This window comes from Vibrio sp. 11-4(1) (assembly GCF_013048625.1).
In the GTDB taxonomy this organism is placed as follows: domain Bacteria; phylum Pseudomonadota; class Gammaproteobacteria; order Enterobacterales; family Vibrionaceae; genus Vibrio; species Vibrio diabolicus.
The window spans coordinates 524,971-549,916 of record NZ_VHSY01000003.1; the positions used below are offsets into that span (position 1 = coordinate 524,971).

Consider the following 24,946-nt stretch of genomic DNA (forward strand, 5'->3'; position numbering starts at 1 on the left):
ATGGCAACAGCAGTAGCACTGACACAAATCATTCAACAATGGCAATCTGGTGATAAACAAGCTGAGAGTGAGCTCTACCAATTTGCGTATTTGCAGTTACGTAAGATCGCCCAACACGAGCGTGAACGAAACGCGGAAAAGTACGGCACCGACAACAAAGTATTGGCCGATAGCGTCAACAGCACCACAGCATTAATTCATGATGCTTACCTGAAGATGTCCAACTGCGACATGAGTGAAATTGAAACAAAACGTGATTTCTTTTTGATGGCCGCCAAAGTGATGCGTCAAATCTTGATCGATAACGCACGCTCGCACCAAGCACAAAAGCGTCAACACATCACATTGATGAGAGATGAAGAAGATCGCTTCGAACAATTGATCATCATGGATAAAGCGCTGGATAACTTCAGTAGCCGTTACCCACGCCAATCAAGTGCACTCAAACTCAAGTATTTAATGGGAATGAAAAACCAAGAAATCAGTGAACTGCTCGAGTGCAGCGCAAGCTTAATAGAGAAAGACCTAAAATTCTCTCGCAGCTGGTTGCAATCACGAATGGCGCACGCGTAATGAGAAGCAAAAAGTTTTGGATAATCGGCGCAATCTGCGTTGGTTTGCTCGGCGTATACTGCATGTCAGACGAATCCAGCTTGGCATCAGCGGCGGACTCATCAGACAGCACGAGCCAATCAACCACGCGAACACATCGTCAATATGAGCGCACATCTTTAGTTGAAGTAAAGCAAGCGTTGACAGGTTCTGCGTTGGAGAACGCCCACACAAAAGACGGTGATGACGCCTTCAATTCTGCCATTTTAGGACAACCAGGGCCAATTACGAACCCATTTCATACTACAGAAGACGGCTCTTTTTACGACTCGTCATTGGGTTATGAAGACAGCCGCTCAAAAGAGGACCCATCAGAGAACAATAAACCCATCATCAACCTCACGGTGGAACAACAGCTACAAACCATTATTTATGCTTGGGAGCTCAACCAAAACTCTCCGATTAGCTATTCGCTCAATCTTAACCAACTGTTTGAAGACCCGGATGGTGATCTCCTCACCACTCGGATTTGGCTCGAAAACGCCAATGGATTAAGGGTGCTAAACCAAGGACAAATGATGGTGCTAGGTGCACCAGAGAACATTAAAACCACCACATACCTGGCGGTAGCGGCGCGTGATGATTACCACGGCGACAGCGACCATGCGTGGGTCACAACACGTTTTGAGTTGCCTGTTGTCACTCCAGGTCACAATGACACGGAACACCCGTTAATTGGCGGCATTGTCTATCGCTTGGAGACGACGCAAAACCTTGGCGGTACCGCGTACGCGTATGAAGTGGTTTATTGCGAAGCGTTTCAGTTTGAGGATGACGAGGTACGTTATGCCGCCTCAAACAACAAACACCAGTGTCCTGAAAAGGGAGACTTAAAAAAGGTGGGTGAGTACAAAATCAGTGATGACTCGTTGATTGTTTATGTCCATGGCGTACGCCAAATTTGGACCACCAAAAAAGTATACGCATCTCAGGTTCATAAAGAGACTCAGAACTATTTCACCACCGTATTTGATGGCAAACAATTCGAAAGCTACACCATGCAAAAAAACAAGCAATCGATGGAAAAACGCATCAATGTCCACACTGGTGAGTACGAATATCAAGGAACGTTGTTTGACTACCTCTTTCCCATTTCAGGAGGAGGTTATATAAACGGGACTGCTAGCAACTACATATTTGATAGAAGTGTTCAGGGTAACGAACCTGTGCACAAACTGGACTCTGATCTCAATATGAAATCAAACCAACATGACCTATTTTGTCATGATTATTTATTTTACTGGTACAGCTCTATCGTAGCGGGGCGAGGAGAGTTTGCCGATATTATCTCTAGCTCAATGGATTTTGACGGCATAACTCCAATACATTGTGCTGAATGGCCAGATGATTACTGGCAACGAACATTTATGTTTTACAACCTTGAATACACAGATTACGACATATTCATTCCAGGCGAAGTCTACAGTTATGTGCTTAAACCTCACCCTCAATTTGCTGATCGCGTTGAGGAATTTAAGATCAACATGATTTATCACGCCCCAGTCCTTACTAACACCCAATAAACCTTTCTTTACAGATGGTTATTTTGACAAAACAATCATCCCAAAAACAAAACTGGAACCGTGATCAAATTATCAATTTTCCATCATAGACAAAAAATAGAAATAAATTTTACGGGTTTTGTGCGGTTTTTCGTGTCTTGAACCTAGGCTCAATAGTCATTAAAAAGACACCACTCTCTTCAATCTCACTAGTGAGATTGAAAGACAAAAACAATAAAAAAGCGACTTTCTCATTCGGAAACGAAACAAGGACAAATGAATAATGAATAAGGTGAGTTTATTAGCAGCGTCAGTGGCTATCGCTCTTACTGGCTGTGGCGGTTCAGATGGTGGTTCAAACAGTGCTAACAACGGTGTTGTGATCACAGGCTTTGACGGCTACTTCAAACATGCAGTTGTTTTTGAAGATACGAACAACAACGGCCAATGGGACACTAAAGAAACACTCCTTGGTCTGACCGATGAGAAAGGTCAGCTTAAATTGGATGCCAAACCAGAAAACACTCTAGCACTGCAGACCATTACACCAAACGGTGCAAAGCAGAAACAGCTTATCGCTTTGGATTCTAAAGAGTACGCTGGCAAATACACGGTTGATATGGATCATCCAGGCCAAGCCATGGCCCACGAAATCGTGTTCCGTGCACCAACATCGTCAAACGTGATTTCACCTATCACAGACCTTGTTGCGATTGAAATGGCAAAAGATCCATCCATTAGTGAAGAAGACGCAAAAGCCAAGGTAAACCAAGCGCTAGGAGGCTCAGAAGAAGCACCAATTGATCTGTACAGTGATTTTGTTGAAGGTGCGACAAAAAACGCCGAACTACATAAAACCGCTCAGATTCTGACCGACTCAAAAGCGCAAAACCCAGCTAACTACGAGAAAAAGGCCACTGAATTTGCTCAAGCGGCAAACCAAGAAGTCGATCGTCTTATCGCATCCGGCGAAAACATCAATGATGCAAGCCTACGCCCAATCATCACTGACGCGACCCCAAATAGCGACAACTTAGCACCTGAAACGGCAATCAATAACAAGCTAACCGTAAACGAAACCGTCGAAGAGGCTGCTAAAGATAAGCTTGGCAAATTACCAAAAATCGTACAAGGCGCAGGCTTTGATGGCGTTGAACTAAACATCGAAGGTCTTTTCACAGACAAAGACCAAAACCTTGTGACAACCAAACTGACGCACAACTTAGCAGGCACAGGCATTGAAGTTGCGCAAACTGGAAATCTGATTGTTCTATATCCGACTGCTATCGTAGAAAAAGCTGGTGATTTTGAGATAGTCCTAACGGCGCAAGACATTGATTCTTCAGGTAAGGTTTTGGGTACGGTAAGCACCGTATTTAAGTTCGAAATCGAATCGGCAAACTTACCACCAACGGTTGTGGAAACAGAACAAGCGCGTCTACAGTCCATCGTTGATGGTTGGTACCTACAACAAGGTGAAGTATTTGAACAAACGCTCGATATTTCTAGCTTGTTCCAAGATAAAGACGGTCATATCACCGACTACTCAGCGGACTATGTGGACATTGAAGGTCTAACAGTATCTGAGGATGACAATGCGATTGTCACCATTAAAGGCACACCGACAAAAGCGAGCGAAGCTGGTGCAGCACTTGCGATTAGCGCAACAGATGGCCATACCGCGGTACAGATTGCACTCAGCATGCCAACGGTTATCGAAGGCGTCACGCCACCACCAGTAGTGCCGACTTTGGGCTTCACTCACGAGCACTTCAACGGCCAAGAGTGGAAAATGGGTAGCTTTGCACAAAAAGACGGTGAAATTGGCTATGCCATGTTGATGCAAGACTCTGAAGGCCTACTATTCTGCTGGGGCTCAAACCATGATGAGATGAATCAAGAGTACAAAGCGAGCATCAGCGACTTCCTAGAAAACACATGGGAACACGATGCCTACGCTATTCTTGCCGATCTGGACCAACAAACTGGTTACGCGGAATACCACAATAAAGACTGTGAAGACGTCGAGCTGAAAGACGGCAAGCTATACAACAGCTACGGCGAAGAGTATGAAATGCTGTACCAGCACACAACCGAGCATAACGGCACTCAAATGATCGTTAAAATCTCAGATGATGAGCTGTTCTGGATGGATTCAAGCAATACACCATTCGCAGAATCACTTTCGGTTGCAGAACACATCAAACACGGCACGGTAGAGCATGACTTGATGGTAGAAAGTAAAGGCTCGGGCGACGACAAAGTCCTGAAATACTCGTCAGGTACGTACGAGTACGACGCTGATACTTACAACTACACGTCGTTCATGCCAACAGGATTCCAAACTCCAGGTAATTGGGAAATCCAGAGAGATGAAGGCCGTGAGCTGCTGATTCTAAAAGAAACAGGCTCAGAGTCAGATTACAAAACTCGTCATCGTTACATCAACCGTGATTTTGGTGACTTCTACATCGGTATTCGTTGGAGTAAAGAGCAAAACGGTCATGAATCCGCGCCGGAATATGGTCTGTACTCTCACAACAAAGAAGCCATGACGAGCATCGCGAGTTCGCTCCCGATTTTGGAGCCTGGCGATGATGACTAAAGCAACCATCGTTAACCCTTGCTGTGATAGCGTGCATTTGCGTAGAAGACGCAGAACGCTTTGGGAACGCTTGGTCGGCATAAAAGAAGTGTATATCTGCTCTAACTGTCACAAAGAAACGCCACTCAAATAGCGATAATATTTGAGACCGCAAAAAAGCCCCGAACTCGGGGCTTTCTTCTATCTTTTGACCGCAATATTTGAGTCGTTATTTCACGCACACTACGTTCAATAATGAGGTTCCGGTGAGCTGGTTTGGCTCACGATCTGCGAACAAACCTTTCTTATCTTTGCCCCAATACGGCAGTTGCAGTGGCCATTGATTTTTTTCCATCACACCAGACGCCCTCAACACTTTGAATTCTGCAGGGCTGGCTAAGCTCATACCCAGTTGCTGACATACTTTTTGCGAGTTTTCGTAGTTGAGACGATTCCACGGCTTGCCGTATTCCATGTAAAACTGATTGTGGTGGTCGAGTAAGTACGGCACCACGTACGTTTTGCCTTGTAAGGAGGTTCTCAACCGAACTTCAATGTCATCATTCCCGCTCACAACTGGCTTCGCTTTGGTCTTAGCAACAGGCTTGGACGAAGAATTATCACGTGTATTTTTTACCTTGGTCTTTGACTTCTCTGCCGGCGCTGTAAAGGCGTCGGTATCAGCTCGCACGGCAGGAACTGGCGCGGATTTCGGGGTCACCGTCGGTGTTGGCTTAACCGAAGATGCGGCTAATTTCGACGGCACAGCGGGTTTAGATGGTGTCGTAGACTGTTTATTCTCTTTTCCAACCACGCGGATGAACGCCTCTTTGTAATTCGACAAGGTTTTGACTCCCCGCAAATCTCCCCTCGCATCAGACAGATCTTTGTAAGGCCCAATCAAACAGCGATAACCTTTGGACTCCGGCTTCATCCACACGTCAGTCGTAATCTTGCTGTAAAGCGGCTTTGCTTTCGCGAGTGACATTGGCTTTGGTAGTAATCCGCATTGAATCCAGTAGAGGTAGTTGCCTCCTTGCGGCACTTTCTTTCCCCATACTCCGTTACCAATTGGGCACGTTTTCTCAAGCATCGGCAGTTCTTTCTCGCTCGCTTGAGTAGCTTGGCAAAGGAACTCCTCCGCCGATACTGGGCTAGAAAACTGGGCGCATACCAGCAACAAGCCGAAAGCTAGGCTTGCTTGGAAGATACGAGATGGGTGTTGTGCCTTCTTCATTTCCATACACTTCACTCTAAATTAGTGGGTAAGGTCATTATGGCGGCAAAGCGCCAAAAAAATGTGAACAAAGAATAACTAGCAAAAAAAGAGCCGGAATTTGCATCCGGCTCTCAGTTTAGGAAGGAATTAAGCGAATTTACAACGCTTGGCGGGAAAATTCTTAACCTTTGTACAGTTTCGGGTTGAATACATCTCGTAACCAGTCACCCAATAAGTTGATAACCAGAACCAGTGTAACCAACACGATGCCTGGGAAGGCAGTAATCCACCACGCACCTGAGAAGATGTAGTTAAAGCCGATGCTGATCAGCGCACCTAGTGACGGCTGATCAACAGGAAGACCCAAACCTAGGAATGACAGTGCCGCTTCCGACATGATCGCATTCGCTACCTGTACCGTCGAGATAACCAAGATTGGTGATAGACAGTTCGGCAGGATGTGACGGAACATGATGCGTGGCGCTTTAAAGCCCATCACACGTGCCGCTTCTACGTATTCCTTCTTCTTCTCAGCCAGTACTGAAGCACGAATGGTACGTGCGTATTGCGGCCATTCAGCCACACCGATGATCACCACCAGCATCACCACCGCGTATTGGCTGTAAAAATCGCTGCCAAAGCTGGCTTTGAAAATGGCCGATACGATGATCGCCACCATCATGGTTGAGAACGATAATTGAACATCCGCAAAGCGCATCAAGAAGCTATCGATACGACCACCGAAGTAACCCGCCGACAAACCAATGATGATACCCAGAATCAACTGAAGACCGACGGCTAAAAAGCCGATGGTTAGAGACAGACGAGAACCGTAAAGAATGGTCGATAAGATATCACGGCCTTGCTCATCAGTACCAAGAACAAAACGCTCATCGCCCTCTTCCATCCAAGACGGTGGTAGCTCTGAATCCATGATGTCGATAGACGTCAGATCATACGGATCAGTCGGAGCTAGAATTGGCGCAGCTAATGCCAACACTAAGAACATCATAAAGACCGTAAAACTTGCCATCGCCACTTTATCGCGCTTGAAGTAATACAAAAAGTCCGACTCTTTAAAACGTTGCCATGCAGATGGAGCGGCTTCAGGAGCTGGTGTTACATTTGATTGGCTCATGATTAAGCTCCTTTTCCAGTTAAGTTCACAGTTGGGTTGATGATGCCGTACAGCAAATCAACGATGGTATTGGTTACCACGAAAATCAGACCAACAAAGATAACGTAAGCTGTGATCAACGGTGTATCGACACGGTTGATTGCCTCTAGGAAAAGAAAGCCTGTACCCGGCCACTGGAATACGGTTTCGGTTAGGATGGTGTAAGCCACCATGGTACCAATCTGCACGCCACCTACCGTCAATACTGGCAGCATGGTGTTCTTAAGTGCATGTTGGTAGTAAATCTTTTGTAAGTTCAAACCTTTTGCTTTGGCGAACTTAATGTATTCCGAGCTCAGTACTTCCAGCATTTCTGAACGTACCAGACGGATAAACAACGGCAGCATAATTGATGCTAGCGCAATACACGGCAGAATAAGGTGCTTAATACCATCGATGGTAAAGAAGCCAGATTCCCAACCAAGCAAGTTAGCGGTTTCACCTCGCCCGTAGGAAGGCAGCCAGCCGAGTTCGATGGAGAAGACGTACATCAGCATGATTGCGGTTAGGAACACCGGAATCGAGATGCCGACACTACTCATCGCCATAACAAATTTGGTAAAGACACTCTTCGGGTGAATCGCGGAATACACCCCGAGTGGTATAGAGAAAACGATAATGATGAGCGTCGCGCCAAACACGAGCTCTAATGTTGCCACCAGCTTATCGAGGATCACCTCAACCGCAGGTCGCTTGAAAAAGTATGATGTACCCAAATCACCTTGCAGTGCATTACCCACAAAGCGCGTGTACTTTGTGATAAAGGGATCGTTCAGGCCCAATTCGTCGCGTAGCGCTTGGCGCTCCGATTCCGAAACCGACTGACCTACAAGCTCACGCAGCGGATCACCCAGGTTGTCCTGAATGGCAAACGCCACCAAACTGATCACAAACATCACTATCAGTGCCTGAAACAGGCGCTTGACCAGAAACGAAAACATTCCTTGCCCCTTAACTATCCATAGATCTCTAAACTTAGAGAGAAAATTCAGTCTGTAAAACTGGCTCAATCCGACTGAAACAAAACCGAGCCAAGTGTCGAAAACAGAGAAGGACTGGCGCCCCTCTCTGTCATGACTAAGTATGATTACTCGACAACTAGGTCGCCAAAGTAAGGCATTACCATTGGGTTCACGATCTCTGCGGCTTTCACGTTAGACTTCGCGCCCCATGCTTCACTTTGCCAGTGTAGCGGTACGAATGCAGCATCGTTGTATAGCGTCGCTTCGACACCTTTCAGCATTGCTGCACGTTTCGCAGGGTCCGTCTCTACGTTTGCAGCTTCAACCACTTTGTCCATTTCTGGGTTTGAGTAGTGACCACAGTTGTACTGACCACGACCGGTTTCTTCGTTACGAGTCATGGTTAGGAACTCGTTGAAGTTTGCCGAATCCTCCGTATCCGAGTGCCAACCAATCATCAGCATGTCTGCCGCACACTTATCAAACTCAGGCCAGTATTGCGCTTTAGGCATGGTTTTCAGATCAACCTTGATGCCAATCTTAGACAACATTGCCGCCGCCGCTTGCGCTACTTTCGCATCGTTTACGTAGCGGTTGTTTGGCGCAATCATAGTTAGCGTCAGGCCGTCTTCGTAACCCGCTTCTTTCATCAGTTGTTTTGCTTTCTTCAGATCGTAGCGAGGTACTAGCTTGTCATCGTGACCAACGTAGCCAGTTGGACTCTGCTGGCCAGCTGCTGTCGCGAAGCCTTTCATGATTTTCTTCACGATACCTTCGTTGTTGATTGCGTGAACAATCGCTTGGCGAACGCGAACGTCTTTCAGTGCTTCGTTGCTGTTTTGGTTTAGTTGGAACGTGATGATACGAGTACCTGGTAGCGTTACTAGATCGATGCCGTCTGCGTCTTTCACACGTTTGTGATCGTTTGGTGCTACCGGGTGAATCATGTCAACGCCACCAGAAAGTAGCGCAGCTACACGAGTCGCGTCTTCTTTGATTGGTACAAGCGTTAGCTTATCAACGTTACCTTTCGACTCTTTGTCCCAGTAATCTTTAAAGCGTTCAAATTCCACTTTTACGCCCTGTTCACGTGAAGTCACAATGAATGGACCCGTGCCAGATACGTTAGTCGATGCAAATGAGTTACCGTGCTTCACTAGCTCAGACTTGTCTTTGCCGTCTGCTGTTTTACCCGTGTAGAACTTGCTGTCCATAGGGAAAATGTACGTTGCAGTTTGCAGCACAAGTGGGTAAGGACCTTTGGTTACAAGATCGAACGTGTTGTCGTCCACTTTGACGATTTTCTCGTACGGGTCGAAAATGTTTTTAAAATCAGGAGAACTTTGTAGACGCTCAAACGTCCATACAACGTCGTCAGCCGTTAGGGTATTACCAGAGTGGAATTTCACACCTTCACGCAATTTAAAACGAACGGTAGTGTCGTTAATGCGTTCCCAGCTTTCCGCTAGGCGAGGTTCGAAATCCATTTTTTGAGTAAAGCGAACCAACGGATCAAATACCATGTGTGACATTTGCAGTGTGCCACCTGATAGCTGCTCATGTGGGTCAAGCGATACTGGGTCAGCTGCGTAGCCAACTTTGATATCTGCTGCCAGTGCATTAAAGCTTAGGCCCGCCGCCATTAGCGCCACTGCTAATTTGCTTTTCATGGTTTTCATTTGCATAACTCCTTCATGCGGGGATACGGATCCCTTGTTGTTGTGTTTGCGTCTTTGTTATGACTAAAGGTTAGCCAAGCGAGGTGCTTGGTTTATGCCGTCTCGATCTCTTCTCGCAAGCCTGTAAATTCAGGCATCAGAGAAATCAATTTTTTGCTGTATTCGTGTTGGGGTGCCGTAAATAACTGTTCTGTTGGTGCCACTTCTAACAGTGTACCCATTTGCATCACACCTACTCGGTCACACATCTGGCGAATAACAGGTAAATCGTGGCTGATAAACAACATAGTCAAGTTCAGCTCACTTTGCAGATCTTTCAGCAAGTTTAAAATTTGTGCCTGTACCGATACGTCCAGTGCCGATGTCGGTTCATCACAAATCAAAAGTCGAGGACGAGTCGCCAATGCACGCGCAATAGAGATACGCTGACGCTGACCACCGGAGAATTCATGAGGGTACTTAAGCCCAGCCATGCGACCCAAACCAACATGATCGAGAAGGTCATTCACGATTTGGCGAGTTTCCGACTCGTTTTTCGTCAGTTTATGAAAACGGATTGGCTCAGCAATAATATCGAATACCTTCATACGAGGGTTCATTGAGGTATACGGGTTTTGGAACACCATTTGCATTTGACGACGCATTGGGCGGCGTTCTTTCTCAGAGGTTAAAGCTGTCAGGTCAATACCCTCAAACTTCACCTGACCAGAGTTAGGTTGGTATAAACCAGCAATAACTCGCGCAATGGTTGATTTACCAGAGCCAGACTCACCCACCAAACCAAAGGTTTCGCCTTCATGCACTTCAAAGCTCACATTATTGGATGCCTGCACGTATTCGCGACGGCTTTCAAATAAAGAGTCTTTGGTGACAAAGCGTAGATTAACGTTCTTCACGTCCAAAAGCGGGCCTGTGTACTCGCGCTCATCCTGGCTTTGTCCTAGCCAGTGATTCTTAATGTCGAGAGGCTCCATTTCTGCCGCTTCTTCGATGTAGCTGACCAAAGGGAAGCGATCGAGCTTTCTGTCTGAACGTGGAACGGCTGAAATTAGACTGCGAGTATAGGAGTGATCAGGATCGCCCAACACTTTGGCTGTTGGTCCAAACTCCACCAAGTCACCACGATACATTACCGCGACGCGGTCAGTGACGTTGGAGACCACACCCATATCGTGAGTAACCAGCATACAGCCGACATTATTCTTGATACACAATTCTCGGATCAAGTTGAGGATTTGGTCTTGGATTGATACGTCCAGTGCCGTGGTTGGCTCATCGGCGATGATCAGATCTGGCTCACCTGCCAAAGCAATCGCAATGACGACACGCTGACGCATACCACCAGAGAATTGGTGTGGGTATTGTTTTAAGCGGTTTTCTGGCTGCGGGATGCCAACTTGCTGCATCAGAGAAAGCGCACGCTGATACGCCTCTTCATCAGAGACTTTCATGTTGGCGTGGATCGTCTCTTTCAGCTGCTGCTCAACCGTAAAAAGTGGGTTAAGTGAGGTCATTGGATCTTGGAAAATAAAACCAATCTTCGATCCGCGAACCTTACGCATCGCTTCTGGTGATAAACCAGAAATTTTTTCTCCATCCAAGAAAACATCGCCGCTAGCAACGCGACCTGGAGGGCTAAGCAAATCAATAACGGCGTTACCAACGGTGGATTTACCCGCACCTGATTCGCCAACAACACCCACGATTTCACCACGTTCAATATGAAAAGAAAGTGACTTCACGGCAGCGTGAACGCCGTGTCGGGATGGGTATTCAATACGAAGGTTTTTCACTTCTAATAGTGACATTTCAGACCTCTACTGCCTTGTCTGTGGTATCGAATCGCGCCAAAGGCACCATTCATCACCTGAATGAATCCGTTCAAATTCAGAATAATACTCTGAAATCTTAATGCGGAAACAATTTGGCAAAAATCACACAAAAAAGCAACAATTAAAGTATATTCCGCCGAGAAAACATTAAATAAACGCACAATGAGCGAATAAAAATGCATTAACAAGTATTTAACCATTTTCATATCACACTATTTTTGTGCGCCATGCACCAATAAAACTAGAAAAACACTCTAAAAATAAGCACGAGCTAACCAGAACCATTAACCACATTATTCATGTGTAATTATTAACATTTAACAAACAATATCGTATGCGAAAAGCGATTTTTCAACATAAAAAACTATTAATAAAATAGTCGGCAAATATAAAAAGCCAAACTTAGAAAGAGAAAGGATAGGCTAAAACGTGAACACAACAGCAAAACCACACAAATCCTCTGTCGACGACGATTATGCGCTGCTTAAGCGGTTTGTTGACTAAACAAAAGAAAGTGCGGTTACCATCACTCTCCCATTGTAGGTGAAACACGTCGGTTTTAACCCTTTACGGCACAATTCAGAGTGGGATAATAGATAATCAATGTTAGAGCCAAGCTGTAAATGAAAGGAGCCCCTGTGCTTAAAGCGATTTTTTTTGATATGGACGAGACTTTATGTGCGACGTCACAAGCCGATAAAGTTGCAGGACAAAAGTTTACGACTTGGATTCATAAGACCTACCCGCAAGTTACCGAACCACAAGCTTTTTTACAGCGCTACTTACAGGGTGTGTACAAGAAGCTGAATGCGGAATTCCCTCACCTTGTGGCTCTGCTACCTGATGAAAACGCGTTCCGTTGTGGCCTGATCCAAAATATATTGGCGGAGCACGGAGTCAGCATTAATGCCGAAGAGGCTCAACAAGCTCAAGACTACTTTGACTCTGCACGTATGGGCGCGTTCACTTTCTTCCCTGGTGTAAAAGAAATGCTCAGCGATCTTCGTCAGCATTATAAACTCGTCGTGATCACTAACGGCCCGATTTTTTCTCAACACCCTAAACTCAGCGCGACACAGATGAGCGACTGGGTGGACCATATTATTGTGGGGGGGGAAGAGCCTGAAGAGAAGCCCGCTGCGAGCATTTTCCAAAAAGCGCTCGACTTGGTCGAAGTAAAACCAGAAGAAGCCCTACACATTGGCGACTCTTTACCAGCAGATATAGCAGGCGCTAACAATATGGGCATTTTGAGTGTGTGGGTAAATGCGACAGGCGCAAGTAACTCAACAGATATAACGCCAAATTTTGAAATCCAAGAAACGGTAGAGCTGAGAGAAATCCTTAAAACACTCGCCCAATAAAAGTAGCGGATTAGAAAAACACAAAACCCCAGACGTCGTTCTGGGGTTTATTTTGTCAGCTCGAAAAGCATTTGGATCATAGGTGGTCAAAAGCCCCTAGAGCTGTACACTTTTGGTGAAATTGAAATCGAATGCAGATTCTTTTAAGAGGATAGATGCAAAAAAGCCCCAGTCTTTCGACTGGGGCTCTAAATAGCGGTCGGTGAAGAGAGATTCGATCGGACTGGCGTTTCAGCCCACGCCCCTCAGTTCCCTACATTCTAAATTTCAAATGTAAAAAAGCCCCAGTCTTTCGACTGAGGCTTTAAATAGTGGTCGGTGAAGAGGGATTCGAACCCCCGACCCTCTGGTCCCAAACCAGATGCGCTACCAAACTGCGCTATTCACCGAGCATATATTCTTTAAATAAAGAATGGGGTGGCTAACGAGACTTGAACTCGCGACAACCGGAATCACAATCCGGGGCTCTACCAACTGAGCTATAGCCACCATCAAATTGTCATGTTTACCGCTATCTCAGCCATAAACTAAATAGTGGTCGGTGAAGAGGGATTCGAACCCCCGACCCTCTGGTCCCAAACCAGATGCGCTACCAAACTGCGCTATTCACCGACGATGTTTTATCTTGATTTAATCAAGATTGGAAGCAATGCTACCGCATTCAATCTAAAAAAGAAAGAATGGGGTGGCTAACGAGACTTGAACTCGCGACAACCGGAATCACAATCCGGGGCTCTACCAACTGAGCTATAGCCACCACTGATTTTTACCGATGTATCCTCCGAGGCAATGGTACGCCCGAAAGGATTCGAACCTTCGACCTTTGGCTCCGGAGGCCAACGCTCTATCCAACTGAGCTACGGGCGCATGCCCTATCGGCGGAGTGGAATAATACGGATATCACACTATGCCGTCTAGTACTTTTTTTACTTTTTTTATCGTTTGGTCTCTTTTTCGACAGTTATCTTCCTTTAAACTGAATTTTTGATGTGATTCACGCCCTGTCATGGATAACTTGTTGTTTATTGCAACAAGTTATCGGGATATAATCACCCATTATTTACATTGATTTAACAGCTGCAACCAAGTTGTCTAATCATTCTATGCCATTCAGTGGAATTTAGTGATTTCTCTGCTCGGCATTAATACTCTAACTATATAAATAGGTAAGTCACTTACCTCGGGAATGTGAAGTGGGTTTAATGGATATGTCTCGACAAATGATTAGCGTTTTGTTCGCTGCCTTAACGTTTTCTACGGCAGCTTTAGCTTCTGACATCAGCCAAACTGAATACGATGCGATCGCAGAACGCATCCAACCTGTCGGTGATGTTTATCTAGCGGGTTCTGAGCCAGTGAAAGAAGAACCAACCGGTCCACGTGATGGCGCCACAGTTTATGGTACTTTTTGTATTGCTTGTCACGCATCTGGTGTAAACGGCGCACCTAAAACAGGTAATGCCGATGACTGGGCACCGCGTATTGCACAAGGCAAAGAGACGTTAGTGAAGCACGCGTTAGAAGGCTTCAATGCGATGCCTGCCAAAGGTACCTGTATGGACTGTTCTGACGATGAAATCATCGCAGCAATCGACCACATGATTGAAGGTCTATAAGTAAAGACATCAATGAAAAAGGCTTGCCAACTGGCAAGCCTTTTTGTGTTTAGTCAGTGAGAACAAGGTTACTCTACTTCTTAAACATTGCTCGAATATTGGCAATGTGTGCCTGACCTTTCGCCATACGCTCTTCTGCTGATACTGGCTTTTTATTCACTTCCCATTCAACGTCATCAAATGGCAACTCATCCAAAAATCGGCTTTGAGTCGGTTTTATCAACTCGCCGAACTGTCGACGCTCTTTGCACATGGTGAAAGTCAGTTCACGCTGCGCACGGGTAATGCCAACATACATCAGACGACGCTCTTCTTCGACGTTGTCTTCATCAATACTGGTTTGGTGCGGTAAAATACCTTCTTCAGACCCAATTAGGTATACATATGGGAACTCAAGGCCTTTTGATGCATGCAGCGTCATCAGTTGTACTGCATCGCTGTCTTCATCTTCTTCGCCACGTTCCATCATGTCACGCAAGGTCAAACGCTGAACGACTTCTTTTAACGTTTTCTCTTCTTGATCGTAGTTGTCACCTTCTAGATCCGCCACTATCCAGGAGTAAAGATCAGAAACGTTCTTCATTCGCATTTCAGCGGCTTTCGGGCTTGCTGAAGTTTCGTATAGCCAATCTTCATAATGGATATCGCGAACTAGCGAGCGAACCGCTTCGACGGTATCACCACGCTCAGCTTGGTCAGCAATCGCCACTAACCATTGGGTGAAACGACGTAAATTTTCCAGGCCGCGTCCCGTTAAGTGCTGTTCGAGCCCCATTTCAAAACTCGACTCAAACAGGCTCTTCCCACGCATATTGGCATAACTGCCTAGCTTTTCTAACGTTACTGGGCCAATTTCACGTCGTGGTGTATTCACAATACGTAAGAATGCATTGTCGTCATCTGGATTAACCAAAACACGCAAATACGCCATGATGTCTTTAATTTCTGCTCGTGCAAAAAACGAGGTGCCGCCAGAAATTTTATACGGCACACGGTTTTGCATCAGAGACTTTTCAATTAAGCGCGATTGGTGGTTACCACGGTACAAAATTGCGTAATCACGATAGTCGGTTCGATTCAAGAATTTGTGTGCAATCAACTCCCCCGTGACACGCTCAGCCTCATGCTCTTCATTTTTAGCCAACAACACTTTGAGTTTTTCACCGTCAGGAATTTCTGAAAATAAGGACTTCTCATAGACGTGAGGGTTGTTGGCTATCAAAATGTTGGCCGCACGCAGGATTCGACTCGTTGAGCGGTAGTTTTGCTCCAACTTAATCAATCGCAAATTCGGGTAATCTTCACCCAGCAAGACTAGATTCTGAGGTTTCGCACCACGCCATGAATAAATGGACTGGTCATCATCTCCTACGACCGTCAATCGCCCACGTTCACCGACGATTAATTTCACCAACTCATATTGACTCGTGTTGGTATCTTGGTACTCATCGACCAATAGATAGCGGATACGGTTCTGCCAACGTTGACGAACGTCTTCATGATTGCGCAAGAGTAAGACGGGCATCAAAATTAGGTCATCAAAATCGAGCGCGTTATAGGCTTTCATTTGCTTTTGGTACATATCAAAGCAGAACGCAAACAATTGTTGCTGCTCACCTTGCGCACGCGCTTTGGCTTGCTCTGGCGTCAACATGTCGTTTTTCCAATTGGAAATACAACTCAGAAGCTGACGTAGCAGATCTTTATCACCATCAAGCTGCTTTTCGGTAAGTTCCTTGAGTAGCGCCAGTTGGTCTTGGTCATCAAACAGTGAAAAGCCCGCTTTCAATCCTAAATGCTTGTATTCGCGTTTGATGATGTTTAATCCCAAGGTGTGGAACGTTGATACCATCAAACCTTTAGACTCACCTTTCCCTAACGTTTGACCTACACGCTCCTTCATTTCACGTGCTGCTTTGTTGGTAAACGTCACCGCCGCAATGTTACGCGCTTTGTAACCACATTGCTGAACCAGATAAGCGATTTTATTGGTAATAACACGAGTTTTGCCCGAGCCAGCACCAGCTAGCACTAGGCATGGACCTGACACGTATTTCACGGCTTCATCTTGACTAGGGTTCAGCTTCATAGAAATTCTCTGCGGGTGATGAATGTGGCGCCTATGATAAAGGGGTGGCCTCGTGAAAGCTATGCTGATTTCTTGTAATTTTTACACCAATTAAGTGCAATATTCTGTTGCATAAATGGCGGGTATTTAAGCTATAATGAATGAACGTTCATTCACTAAAGGGTGACATTATGAAGGATAACCCTGCTGTAGATAAACGAGAACAAATCTTAGTCGCTGCTGAACAACTCATTGCTGAATCTGGCTTTCAAGGGCTTTCCATGCAAAAGCTCGCCAATGAGGCAGGTGTCGCAGCAGGGACGATTTACCGTTATTTCTCAGATAAAGAACATCTTTTAGAGGAACTACGCCTTAACGTTGCTAAGCGTGTTGCTACTGCGGTGCAACTAGGTGTTAGTGAAGAGATGCCTTTAAAACAGCGTTATCGAACCATGTGGCTCAATATTTGGAATCTAGCGAGCTCGAACTTAAGTGCGATCAGCAACCGAGTCCAATATGAGTCTCTACCCTGTTCAAATAGTAGCAAAGCTCGGGAACTTGAAAGACAAATGTTTGCCCAAGTAGATCTTCTTTTTAATCAGGGGAAAGAAGAGGGCGTATTCAAGCCTCTCGATAACGAAGTGCTTTCTGGATTGAGTTTTGAGGCAAGTGTTGCACTTGCTAGGAAACACGCTTTGGGATTTTATCAACTGGATAAGGCGGCATTAGAAGCTGCTATTGAAGCCAGTTGGGATGCAATTATTAAACACTAACTTGGAGTTCTTAATAGAATGAAAAAGTGGACTTTCTTTATGTTACTTATCGCCGTTCTCTTGTTCGGCAGCGTGATAGGTTTCAATTTATTTAAGCAACAAAAGATTGCTGAATACATGGCAAACCGTCCTGAACCTGAGTTCCCAGTAACCGTGACGAAAGTACAAGCGGTTGATTGGGTACCAGTGATCGAGGCTATCGGTTTTATCGAACCAAACCAAGGTGTGACGGTCGCAAACGAAACCAGTGGTGTTATCGACAAAATCGCATTTGATTCCGGCACTCAAGTCAAAGCAGGTCAGCCATTAGTACTGCTTGACTCTGACGTTGAGAAAGCGAATTTAAAGAGCTCGCAAGCCAAGTTGCCAGCAGCAGAAGCGAAATACAAACGCTACCAAGGGCTATTTAAAAAAGGCTCTATTTCTAAAGAAGCGTATGACGAAGCAGAAGCGAACTACTTCTCCTTAAAAGCGGACATTGAAAGCTTGAAAGCGACCATCGACCGACGCGAAATCAAAGCGCCATTTGATGGTGTAGTAGGTATTCGTAACGTGTACCTAGGTCAGTACCTACAAGCGGGTACCGATATTGTTCGCCTGGAAGACACCAGCGTGATGCGCTTACGCTTTACCGTGCCGCAAACCGATATTTCACGTATCAATATCGACCAAGAAGTGGATATCTTCGTGGATGCCTACCCAGATCAGCCTTTCAAAGGTTCAATTTCTGCGATTGAGCCTGCGGTTAACGTACAAAGTGGCTTGATTCAGGTTCAAGCAGATATCCCTAACAGTGATGGCAAACTGCGTAGTGGTATGTTCGCACGTGCAAACATCATTCTGCCTAAATTAGAAAATCAGGTCACTCTGCCTCAAACTGCGATCACGTTTACGCTATACGGCGACAATGTTTACATCGTAACGGAAGAAGATGGCGAGAAACGCGTTAAGCAGCATGTGGTAAAAGTTGGCGAACGCTCTAAAGATATCGCACACATTCTAGAAGGCGTGAAGCCAGGTGATGTAGTGGTGACATCGGGTCAAGTCCGTTTAAGTAACCACGCAAAAGTAAGCATTGTCGAAAGCGATGCAACTACCCCACCTGCTGAAACACCAATGCTTTAAGTTGGAGGCATCATGCGCTTTACAGATGTTTTTATAAAACGTCCAGTTTTAGCGGTATCGATCAGTTTTTTGATTGCATTGCTTGGTTTGCAAGCCGTGTTCAAAATGCAAGTTCGTGAATACCCTGAAATGACGAATACAGTGGTCACCGTGACCACCAGTTACTACGGTGCAAGTGCCAACTTGATCCAGGGCTTTATTACTCAGCCATTGGAGCAAGCGGTGGCGCAAGCCGATAATATTGATTATATGACCTCGCAATCGGTGTTAGGTAAATCAACCATTACCGTCAACATGAAGTTGAATACCGACCCGAACGCGGCATTGGCTGACATCTTAGCGAAAACGAACTCGGTACGTTCCCAGCTTCCAAAAGAAGCTGAAGACCCGACTGTAACGATGTCGACTGGTTCAACTACCGCGGTATTGTATATTGGTTTTACTAGTGACGAGTTGTCTTCCAGCCAGATCACCGACTACCTTGAGCGTGTAATCAACCCACAGCTATTCACTGTAAATGGTGTATCAAAAGTCGACCTTTACGGTGGTATGAAATACGCGCTGCGCGTATGGCTAGATCCAGCAAAAATGGGCGCATTAAAGCTGACTGCAACGGATGTGATGAGCGTTCTTAACGCCAACAACTACCAATCTGCGACGGGTCAAGCGACGGGTGAGTTCGTGCTTTATAACGGCAGCGCGGATACTCAGGTATCAAACGTTGCTGAGCTTGAAGCGTTGGTCGTAAAAACGGGTGAAGGGGACGTTATTCGCTTAGGTGATATCGCGAAGGTAACACTTGAGAAGAGTCACGACGTTTACCGTGCAAGTGCAAACGGCCAAGAAGCAGTGGTTGCTGCAATCAACGCCGCGCCAAGTGCCAACCCAATCAACATCGCTGCTGATGTGCTTGAATTATTACCTCAACTTGAGCGCAACTTACCAAGTAACATCAAAATGAACGTGATGTACGACTCTACCATTGCGATCAACGAGTCAATTCACGAAGTAGTGAAAACGATTCTTGAAGCGGCAATTATCGTACTTGTAGTGATCACACTGTTCCTAGGTTCGTTCCGTGCGGTCATCATTCCTATCGTCACTATTCCACTCTCTTTGATTGGTGTGGCGATGGTTATGCAGGCAATGGGCTTCTCTTGGAACTTAATGACACTACTAGCGATGGTACTTGCCATCGGTCTGGTGGTGGATGACGCGATCGTGGTACTAGAAAACGTGGATCGTCATATCAAAGAAGGCGAGTCACCATTCCGTGCAGCAATCATTGGTACGCGTGAAATTGCAGTGCCAGTTATTGCGATGACATTAACGCTAGGTGCGGTATACGCACCAATCGCGTTGATGGGCGGTATTACAGGCTCGTTGTTCAAAGAGTTCGCTTTAACGCTAGCAGGTTCGGTATTTGTGTCCGGTATCATCGCTTTAACGCTATCACCTATGATGTGTTCAAAGATGCTGAAGGCGAATGAAAAACCGAGCAAGTTTGAGCAAAAAGTTCATCGTATCCTTGATGGCATGACTAATCGCTATGAGAAAATGCTTACAGCAGTCATGGCTCACCGTCCTGTTGTAATTGCATTTGCGATAATTGTATTTGCGAGCTTACCGATTCTATTTAAGTTTATTCCTAGTGAGCTGGCGCCGTCCGAAGATAAAGGTGTAGTTGTTCTGATGGGTACCGCACCATCAAACGCGAACTTGGACTACATCCAAAACACCATGGATGACGTGAATAAGATTCTCTCTGATCAGCCAGAAGTAGAATACGCTCAGGTATTTAACGGTGTGCCGAACTCAAACCAAGCGTTTGGTCTAGCAACATTGAAGCCATGGAGTGAACGAGAAGCAAGTCAATCTGAAATCACAAAACGTGTGGGAGGCCTAGTTTCAAGTGTCCCAGGTATGTCTGTCACTGCGTTCCAAATGCCAGAACTGCCTGGTGCGGGCTCAGGCCTACCTGTCCAGTTTGTAATTACGACACCAAATAGCTTCGAAAGCTTGTTTACTATCGCTAGCGATATCCTGACCGATGTTGCAAGTAGTCCAATGTTTGTCTATTCCGATCTAGACCTGAACTACGATTCAGCAACCATGAAGATTAAGATCGATAAAGACAAAGCGGGTGCCTACGGTGTGACCATGCAAGATATTGGTATCACTCTCAGCACCATGATGGCTGATGGTTACGTTAACCGTATCGACCTTAACGGCCGCTCATATGAAGTGATTCCTCAAGTTGAACGTAAATGGCGTCTAAACCCAGAGTCGATGAAGAACTACTATGTGCGTTCTGTTGATGGTAAAGCCGTCCCACTAAGCAGCTTGATTACGATTGATGTGATTGCAGAGCCTCGCTCTTTGCCACACTTCAACCAGTTAAACTCCGCGACGGTAGGTGCGGTGCCATCGCCTAACGTTGCTATGGGTGATGCAATTAACTGGTTTGAAGACATCGCACAAACCAAACTGCCTGCAGGCTATAACCACGATTACATGGGCGAATCTCGTCAGTTTGTGACAGAAGGTAGCGCCTTGTATGCAACCTTTGGTCTTGCACTTGCGATCATCTTCCTCGTTCTGGCGATTCAATTTGAATCACTCCGCGACCCTATTGTCATCATGGTATCTGTACCGCTAGCAATATGTGGTGCCTTGATCGCGTTGGCGTGGGGTACGGCCTCAATGAACATCTACTCGCAGGTTGGTTTGATCACGCTGGTCGGCCTGATCACCAAGCACGGCATCTTGATCTGTGAAGTAGCCAAAGAAGAGCAGTTACATAATAAACTGTCTCGTATTGATGCGGTGATGGAGGCTGCGAAAGTGCGTCTTCGCCCTATCCTAATGACCACTGCAGCGATGATCGCAGGTCTGATCCCGCTGATGTACGCAACAGGTGCAGGTGCCGCGCAACGTTTCAGTATCGGTATCGTCATCGTTGCTGGCCTTGCAATCGGTACACTGTTCACACTATTTGTCCTACCTGTGATTTACAGCTACCTAGCTGAAAAACACAAACCTCTGCCAGTATTTGTTGAAGACAAAGACTTGGAGAAGTTAGCGCGAGTTGACGAAGCGAAAGCAGCTCATCGTGAATTAGCGGATAACAGATAAGCTATTAAGGCATTCAAAAAGGTCACTTCGGTGGCCTTTTTTATTGCCGCTCTCTTTTTTGCCATCTAAATGGCGACTTTCACGTATCATTTACTTAAAATGAGGACAAATCAAAAGGAGTTTTAGCCACTATGTTTGACCCAAAGAAATTAGAGCAAATTGCTAAACAGATTCACGACTCAATGCCTCAACCTGTAAAAGAGTTGGGCTCTGATGTCGATCAGAAAGTTCGTCAAGTAATCCAAGGCCAGCTAAACAAGCTAGATGTTGTAAGTCGCGAAGAGTTTGATGTTCAAACTCAAGTTTTACTACGTACACGTCAAAAGCTAACAGAAATGGAACAGAAGTTGGCGCAACTTGAAGAAAAGCTTGCTGAAAAATAAGTATCAAAGCGCTCCTCACAAAGGAGCGTTTTTCTTATCGGCGCGCAGATAAATCGGCTAAAAACAAAAAGGCTTGGTCAACGGCGACCAAGCCTTTTGATTAGATGTTGTGTTTTTGTATTTATCGACTCCAGTCTGGCCAGAGTTCATTTAATATTTTCTCTACTTTGAAGCAAAGAAAATTAGCCACCAACCGCGATGCGCTTCATATCTGTCATATAACCACGTAGTTCTTCACCGATATATTCTACAGGGTGGTTGCGGATTGTTTCATTCACAGCGATAAGAGTCGCGTTATCCACTTGGTTAGACGTTTCACCTAGACCTTTACCAATGACGTCTGTACTAACAGAAGGCATGAATTTTTCACGCAGTAGCGGCGTTGCTACATTAGCAAATAGGTAGTTACCATATTCAGCCGTATCAGAGATAACCACGTTCATCTCGTATAAACGCTTACGTGCGATAGTGTTTGCGATAAGTGGCAGCTCGTGTAGAGACTCGTAGTAAGCAGACTCATCGATGATGCCAGATGCCGTCATTGCTTCGAATGCTAGCTCAACACCCGCACGAACCATAGCAACCATCAGGATACCGTTATCGAAGTACTCTTGCTCAGAGATTTCTACGTCAGTTTCTGGGTAGTTTTCGAAAGCAGTTTCACCTGTTTCTGCACGCCAGCCTAGTAGATTTGCATCGTCGTTTGCCCAGTCAGCCATCATAGTGCTAGAGAAGTGACCGGTGATGATGTCATCCATGTGCTTGTTGTATAGCGGACGCATCAGTTCTTTTAGCTCTTCAGAAAGCTCAAATGCTTTCACTTTTGCAGGGTTAGTTAGGCGATCCATCATGTGAGTGATACCACCAAACTTCAGTGCTTCAGTGATGGTTTCCCAACCGTATTGAAGAAGCTTACCTGCGTAGCCAGGGTCGATACCATCAGCAATCATCTTCTCGTAACATACGATAGAGCCAGCCTGTAGCATGCCGCAAAGGATAGTTTGCTCACCCATTAGGTCAGATTTCACCTCAGCAACAAAAGAAGACTCTAGACAGCCTGCACGGTGACCACCTGTTGCTGCTGCCCAAGCTTTCGCGATATCCCAACCTTCACCTTTTGGGTCGTTCTCTGGGTGAACAGCGATAAGAGTTGGAACACCGAAACCACGCTTGTACTCTTCACGAACTTCCGTGCCCGGGCACTTAGGTGCAACCATTACTACTGTTAGGTCTTTACGGATTTGCATGCCCTCTTCAACAACGTTGAAGCCGTGTGAGTAACCTAGCGCTGCGCCTTCTTTCATTAGCGGCATTATCGTCTCAACAACGTTTGTGTGCTGCTTATCTGGAGTAAGGTTTACTACTAGGTCAGCTTGTGGAATTAGCGTTTCGTAGCTACCTACTTCAAAACCGTTGTCTTTTGCATTTTTGAAAGATTGACGTTGCTCATCAATTGCTGCTTGGCGAAGCGCGTAAGCAACGTCTAGACCAGAGTCACGCATATTCAGACCTTGGTTAAGACCTTGAGCACCACAACCTACGATAACCACTTTCTTGCCTTTTAAGTAATCCGCTTCTGAAGCAAATTCACTACGGTCCATAAAGCGACAACGACCTAATTGGTCCAACTGCTCGCGCAAGTTTAAGGTATTGAAATAATTAGCCATCTGGGTGCTCCTTTGAGATTCTTCCATTGAGGTCGGTAATTGCCTTACCGAATAACTTCATACTAAAACAGACATTAAATTGCTTAAAGTGATATATTCACAATTAGTTATTGCAATTTGTGCAACATGGACATGAAGATTTAATGAATATCAAAAGCCTGCAACTTTTTATTCATCTGTGTGAGAGTAAAAGTTTCGCTAAGACCGCAGCAGCGATGCATGTGAGTCCTTCAGCCTTGAGCAGACAAATACAAAAGCTAGAGGAAGAAACTAGCCAACAATTATTTTTGCGGGACAATCGCAGCGTTGATTTAACGAGCCAAGGCAAAAAACTGGTTCCTGTCGCCTTAAAAATTCTTGGCGAATGGCAGCAGTACCAAAGTCACCTAAAGGGAGCAGAGGACGAATTGAAAGGAGAAATCCGTCTATTTTGTTCGGTTACTGCAAGCTACAGCCACCTGCCAGAGTTAATCTCTGATTTTCGTCTTCAGCATCCTTTTATCGAATTTAAGCTATCAACCGGCGATCCAGCTCAAGCGATCGACAAAATTTTAGCAGATGAAGCCGATATTGCCATCTCAGCCAAATCTGAGCAGATGCCAAGCAAAATCGCATTTGAAACGATCAGTGAAATACCGCTTTCTGTCATCGCTCCTGTCGGCGTGAGTTCATTTGCGGAAGAGCTACAAAAAGAAAGACCAAACTGGTCAGTAATTCCATTCATTCTCCCAGAAGCAGGGACAGCAAGAGATAGAGCCAATACTTGGCTCAAACAAATGAAAATAAAGCCGAATATCTACGCGCAAACGTCAGGGCATGAAGCCATCGTAAGTATGGTTGCACTGGGATGTGGTGTGGGTATCGCACCTGATGTCGTGATCAACAATAGCCCGGTGAGGGAGAAGATAAATCGCTTAAAAGTGTTACCAATTAAGCCGTTTGAGCTTGGTGTCTGCTGCACCAAAAATCAGTTAGAGAATCCATTAGTGAAGGCTTTTTGGAAAGTAGCGGAGAGTAAATACATTACACCTTAACGATAGATGTTTGAGTTCTGAGTGCTTAGGTAATTTTCAGAACCCAGAAACGTAAAAAAGCCCACTCTTTCGAGTGGGCTTTTTCAAATTTAAAGCCTGGCGATGTCCTACTCTCACATGGGGAAGCCCCACACTACCATCGGCGCTATTTCGTTTCACTTCTGAGTTCGGCATGGAAATCAGGTGGGTCCAAAACGCTATGGTCGCCAAGCAA

The 24,946-nt window shown here is 45.6% G+C and carries 18 protein-coding genes, 5 tRNA genes and 1 rRNA gene; 11 read left to right on the top strand and 13 right to left on the bottom strand.

All coding sequences use genetic code 11. From position 1 onward, the window contains the following. The 4 genes from FKN16_RS08820 (at position 1) to FKN16_RS08835 (ending at position 4,852) form a co-directional block, all read left to right on the top strand. Positions 1 to 573 (top strand): sigma-70 family RNA polymerase sigma factor, encoded by a 573-nt coding sequence (locus FKN16_RS08820; protein WP_005394366.1) that lies wholly within the window; start codon positions 1 to 3, stop codon positions 571 to 573. Continuing rightward, positions 573 to 2,135 (top strand): hypothetical protein, encoded by a 1,563-nt coding sequence (locus tag FKN16_RS08825; RefSeq protein ID WP_170902494.1) that lies wholly within the window; start codon positions 573 to 575, stop codon positions 2,133 to 2,135. Before FKN16_RS08820 ends, FKN16_RS08825 begins: the two co-directional genes overlap by 1 nt. 262 nt (positions 2,136 to 2,397) lie before the next feature. Next, complete coding sequence (locus FKN16_RS08830) at positions 2,398 to 4,719, top strand: acid phosphatase (RefSeq protein ID WP_170902495.1); 2,322 nt, start codon at positions 2,398 to 2,400, stop codon at positions 4,717 to 4,719. Then, on the top strand, positions 4,709 to 4,852 hold the full coding sequence (locus FKN16_RS08835) for a hypothetical protein (RefSeq protein WP_012841245.1): 144 nt from the start codon (positions 4,709 to 4,711) through the stop codon (positions 4,850 to 4,852). Before FKN16_RS08830 ends, FKN16_RS08835 begins: the two co-directional genes overlap by 11 nt. 75 nt (positions 4,853 to 4,927) lie before the next feature. On the opposite strand, the gene FKN16_RS08840 is transcribed toward FKN16_RS08835, so the two are convergent. The 5 genes from FKN16_RS08840 to FKN16_RS08860 form a co-directional block, all read right to left on the bottom strand. Next, a complete protein-coding gene (locus tag FKN16_RS08840) occupies positions 4,928 to 5,941 on the bottom strand; it encodes an SPOR domain-containing protein (protein WP_170902496.1) in 1,014 nt (337 codons plus the stop codon). A gap of 157 nt (positions 5,942 to 6,098) precedes the next feature. Next, a complete protein-coding gene (locus FKN16_RS08845) occupies positions 6,099 to 7,055 on the bottom strand; it encodes an ABC transporter permease (RefSeq protein WP_005394358.1) in 957 nt (318 codons plus the stop codon). Between the two features lie 2 nt (positions 7,056 to 7,057). Further along, entirely contained in the window at positions 7,058 to 8,035 is a 978-nt protein-coding gene (locus tag FKN16_RS08850; RefSeq protein WP_069549306.1) for an ABC transporter permease, read from the bottom strand. A 146-nt stretch (positions 8,036 to 8,181) separates the two neighbouring features. Further along, on the bottom strand, positions 8,182 to 9,735 hold the full coding sequence (locus FKN16_RS08855) for an ABC transporter substrate-binding protein (RefSeq protein WP_170902497.1): 1,554 nt from the start codon (positions 9,733 to 9,735) through the stop codon (positions 8,182 to 8,184). A 92-nt stretch (positions 9,736 to 9,827) separates the two neighbouring features. Further along, complete coding sequence (locus FKN16_RS08860; protein WP_005379108.1) at positions 9,828 to 11,543, bottom strand: ABC transporter ATP-binding protein; 1,716 nt, start codon at positions 11,541 to 11,543, stop codon at positions 9,828 to 9,830. 662 nt (positions 11,544 to 12,205) lie between these two features. Here FKN16_RS08860 and FKN16_RS08865 point away from each other — a divergent pair. After that, a complete protein-coding gene (locus FKN16_RS08865; RefSeq protein ID WP_005394354.1) occupies positions 12,206 to 12,931 on the top strand; it encodes an HAD family hydrolase in 726 nt (241 codons plus the stop codon). A gap of 312 nt (positions 12,932 to 13,243) precedes the next feature. Here the strand turns inward: FKN16_RS08865 and FKN16_RS08870 are convergent. From FKN16_RS08870 to FKN16_RS08890, 5 genes are all read right to left on the bottom strand, one after another. After that, a tRNA-Pro gene (locus FKN16_RS08870) sits at positions 13,244 to 13,320 on the bottom strand. Positions 13,321 to 13,344: 24 nt separating this feature from the next. Then, positions 13,345 to 13,420, bottom strand: a tRNA-His gene (locus tag FKN16_RS08875). Positions 13,421 to 13,466: 46 nt separating this feature from the next. Next, positions 13,467 to 13,543, bottom strand: a tRNA-Pro gene (locus FKN16_RS08880). Positions 13,544 to 13,612: 69 nt separating this feature from the next. After that, positions 13,613 to 13,688, bottom strand: a tRNA-His gene (locus FKN16_RS08885). A 33-nt stretch (positions 13,689 to 13,721) separates the two neighbouring features. Then, positions 13,722 to 13,798: transfer RNA gene (locus FKN16_RS08890), tRNA-Arg, on the bottom strand. Between the two features lie 335 nt (positions 13,799 to 14,133). On the opposite strand from FKN16_RS08890, the gene FKN16_RS08895 reads away from it, so the two are divergent. After that, positions 14,134 to 14,547, top strand: a complete 414-nt coding sequence (locus tag FKN16_RS08895) for a cytochrome c5 family protein (protein ID WP_012841248.1) — start codon at positions 14,134 to 14,136, stop codon at positions 14,545 to 14,547. Between the two features lie 73 nt (positions 14,548 to 14,620). Here the strand turns inward: FKN16_RS08895 and rep are convergent, their stop codons facing one another. Beyond that, positions 14,621 to 16,636, bottom strand: a complete 2,016-nt coding sequence (rep, locus tag FKN16_RS08900; protein WP_170902498.1) for a DNA helicase Rep — start codon at positions 16,634 to 16,636, stop codon at positions 14,621 to 14,623. 170 nt (positions 16,637 to 16,806) lie between these two features. Here rep and FKN16_RS08905 point away from each other — a divergent pair, with 170 nt between their 5' ends. The 4 genes from FKN16_RS08905 to FKN16_RS08920 all read left to right on the top strand — a co-directional run bounded on the left by FKN16_RS08905 (position 16,807) and on the right by FKN16_RS08920 (position 22,031). Then, positions 16,807 to 17,388: a TetR/AcrR family transcriptional regulator gene (locus tag FKN16_RS08905; protein WP_212756482.1), complete on the top strand. Its 582-nt coding sequence runs from the start codon at positions 16,807 to 16,809 to the stop codon at positions 17,386 to 17,388. 18 nt (positions 17,389 to 17,406) lie between these two features. Next, complete coding sequence (gene vmeC, locus FKN16_RS08910; protein ID WP_170902500.1) at positions 17,407 to 18,513, top strand: multidrug efflux RND transporter periplasmic adaptor subunit VmeC; 1,107 nt, start codon at positions 17,407 to 17,409, stop codon at positions 18,511 to 18,513. Positions 18,514 to 18,525: 12 nt separating this feature from the next. Then, entirely contained in the window at positions 18,526 to 21,648 is a 3,123-nt protein-coding gene (gene vmeD, locus FKN16_RS08915; protein WP_170902501.1) for a multidrug efflux RND transporter permease subunit VmeD, read from the top strand. Between the two features lie 131 nt (positions 21,649 to 21,779). Then, complete coding sequence (locus FKN16_RS08920) at positions 21,780 to 22,031, top strand: accessory factor UbiK family protein (RefSeq protein ID WP_005379099.1); 252 nt, start codon at positions 21,780 to 21,782, stop codon at positions 22,029 to 22,031. A 182-nt stretch (positions 22,032 to 22,213) separates the two neighbouring features. Here FKN16_RS08920 and ilvC read toward each other — a convergent pair whose 3' ends face one another. Continuing rightward, complete coding sequence (gene ilvC, locus FKN16_RS08925; RefSeq protein ID WP_046874191.1) at positions 22,214 to 23,698, bottom strand: ketol-acid reductoisomerase; 1,485 nt, start codon at positions 23,696 to 23,698, stop codon at positions 22,214 to 22,216. Positions 23,699 to 23,841: 143 nt separating this feature from the next. Between ilvC and ilvY the strand changes: the two genes are divergently transcribed. Next, positions 23,842 to 24,732, top strand: coding sequence for an HTH-type transcriptional activator IlvY (gene ilvY / locus FKN16_RS08930; protein WP_134647525.1), 891 nt, complete (start codon positions 23,842 to 23,844; stop codon positions 24,730 to 24,732). Between the two features lie 94 nt (positions 24,733 to 24,826). Here the strand turns inward: ilvY and rrf are convergent. Further along, positions 24,827 to 24,943, bottom strand: a 5S ribosomal RNA gene (rrf, locus tag FKN16_RS08935). Between the last annotated feature and the right edge of the window lie 3 nt (positions 24,944 to 24,946).

Coding starts and splice junctions, on each gene's coding strand:
- FKN16_RS08825 (WP_170902494.1), top strand. CDS start 573: ATGAGAAGCAAAAAGTTTTGGATAATCGGCGCAATCTGCGTTGGTTTG.
- ilvY (WP_134647525.1), top strand. CDS start 23,842: ATGAATATCAAAAGCCTGCAACTTTTTATTCATCTGTGTGAGAGTAAA.
- rep (WP_170902498.1), bottom strand. CDS start 16,636: ATGAAGCTGAACCCTAGTCAAGATGAAGCCGTGAAATACGTGTCAGGT.
- vmeC (WP_170902500.1), top strand. CDS start 17,407: ATGAAAAAGTGGACTTTCTTTATGTTACTTATCGCCGTTCTCTTGTTC.
- FKN16_RS08845 (WP_005394358.1), bottom strand. CDS start 7,055: ATGAGCCAATCAAATGTAACACCAGCTCCTGAAGCCGCTCCATCTGCA.
- FKN16_RS08830 (WP_170902495.1), top strand. CDS start 2,398: ATGAATAAGGTGAGTTTATTAGCAGCGTCAGTGGCTATCGCTCTTACT.
- FKN16_RS08820 (WP_005394366.1), top strand. CDS start 1: ATGGCAACAGCAGTAGCACTGACACAAATCATTCAACAATGGCAATCT.
- FKN16_RS08835 (WP_012841245.1), top strand. CDS start 4,709: ATGATGACTAAAGCAACCATCGTTAACCCTTGCTGTGATAGCGTGCAT.
- ilvC (WP_046874191.1), bottom strand. CDS start 23,698: ATGGCTAATTATTTCAATACCTTAAACTTGCGCGAGCAGTTGGACCAA.
- FKN16_RS08895 (WP_012841248.1), top strand. CDS start 14,134: ATGGATATGTCTCGACAAATGATTAGCGTTTTGTTCGCTGCCTTAACG.
- FKN16_RS08855 (WP_170902497.1), bottom strand. CDS start 9,735: ATGAAAACCATGAAAAGCAAATTAGCAGTGGCGCTAATGGCGGCGGGC.
- vmeD (WP_170902501.1), top strand. CDS start 18,526: ATGCGCTTTACAGATGTTTTTATAAAACGTCCAGTTTTAGCGGTATCG.
- FKN16_RS08920 (WP_005379099.1), top strand. CDS start 21,780: ATGTTTGACCCAAAGAAATTAGAGCAAATTGCTAAACAGATTCACGAC.
- FKN16_RS08840 (WP_170902496.1), bottom strand. CDS start 5,941: ATGGAAATGAAGAAGGCACAACACCCATCTCGTATCTTCCAAGCAAGC.
- FKN16_RS08850 (WP_069549306.1), bottom strand. CDS start 8,035: ATGTTTTCGTTTCTGGTCAAGCGCCTGTTTCAGGCACTGATAGTGATG.
- FKN16_RS08905 (WP_212756482.1), top strand. CDS start 16,807: ATGAAGGATAACCCTGCTGTAGATAAACGAGAACAAATCTTAGTCGCT.
- FKN16_RS08860 (WP_005379108.1), bottom strand. CDS start 11,543: ATGTCACTATTAGAAGTGAAAAACCTTCGTATTGAATACCCATCCCGA.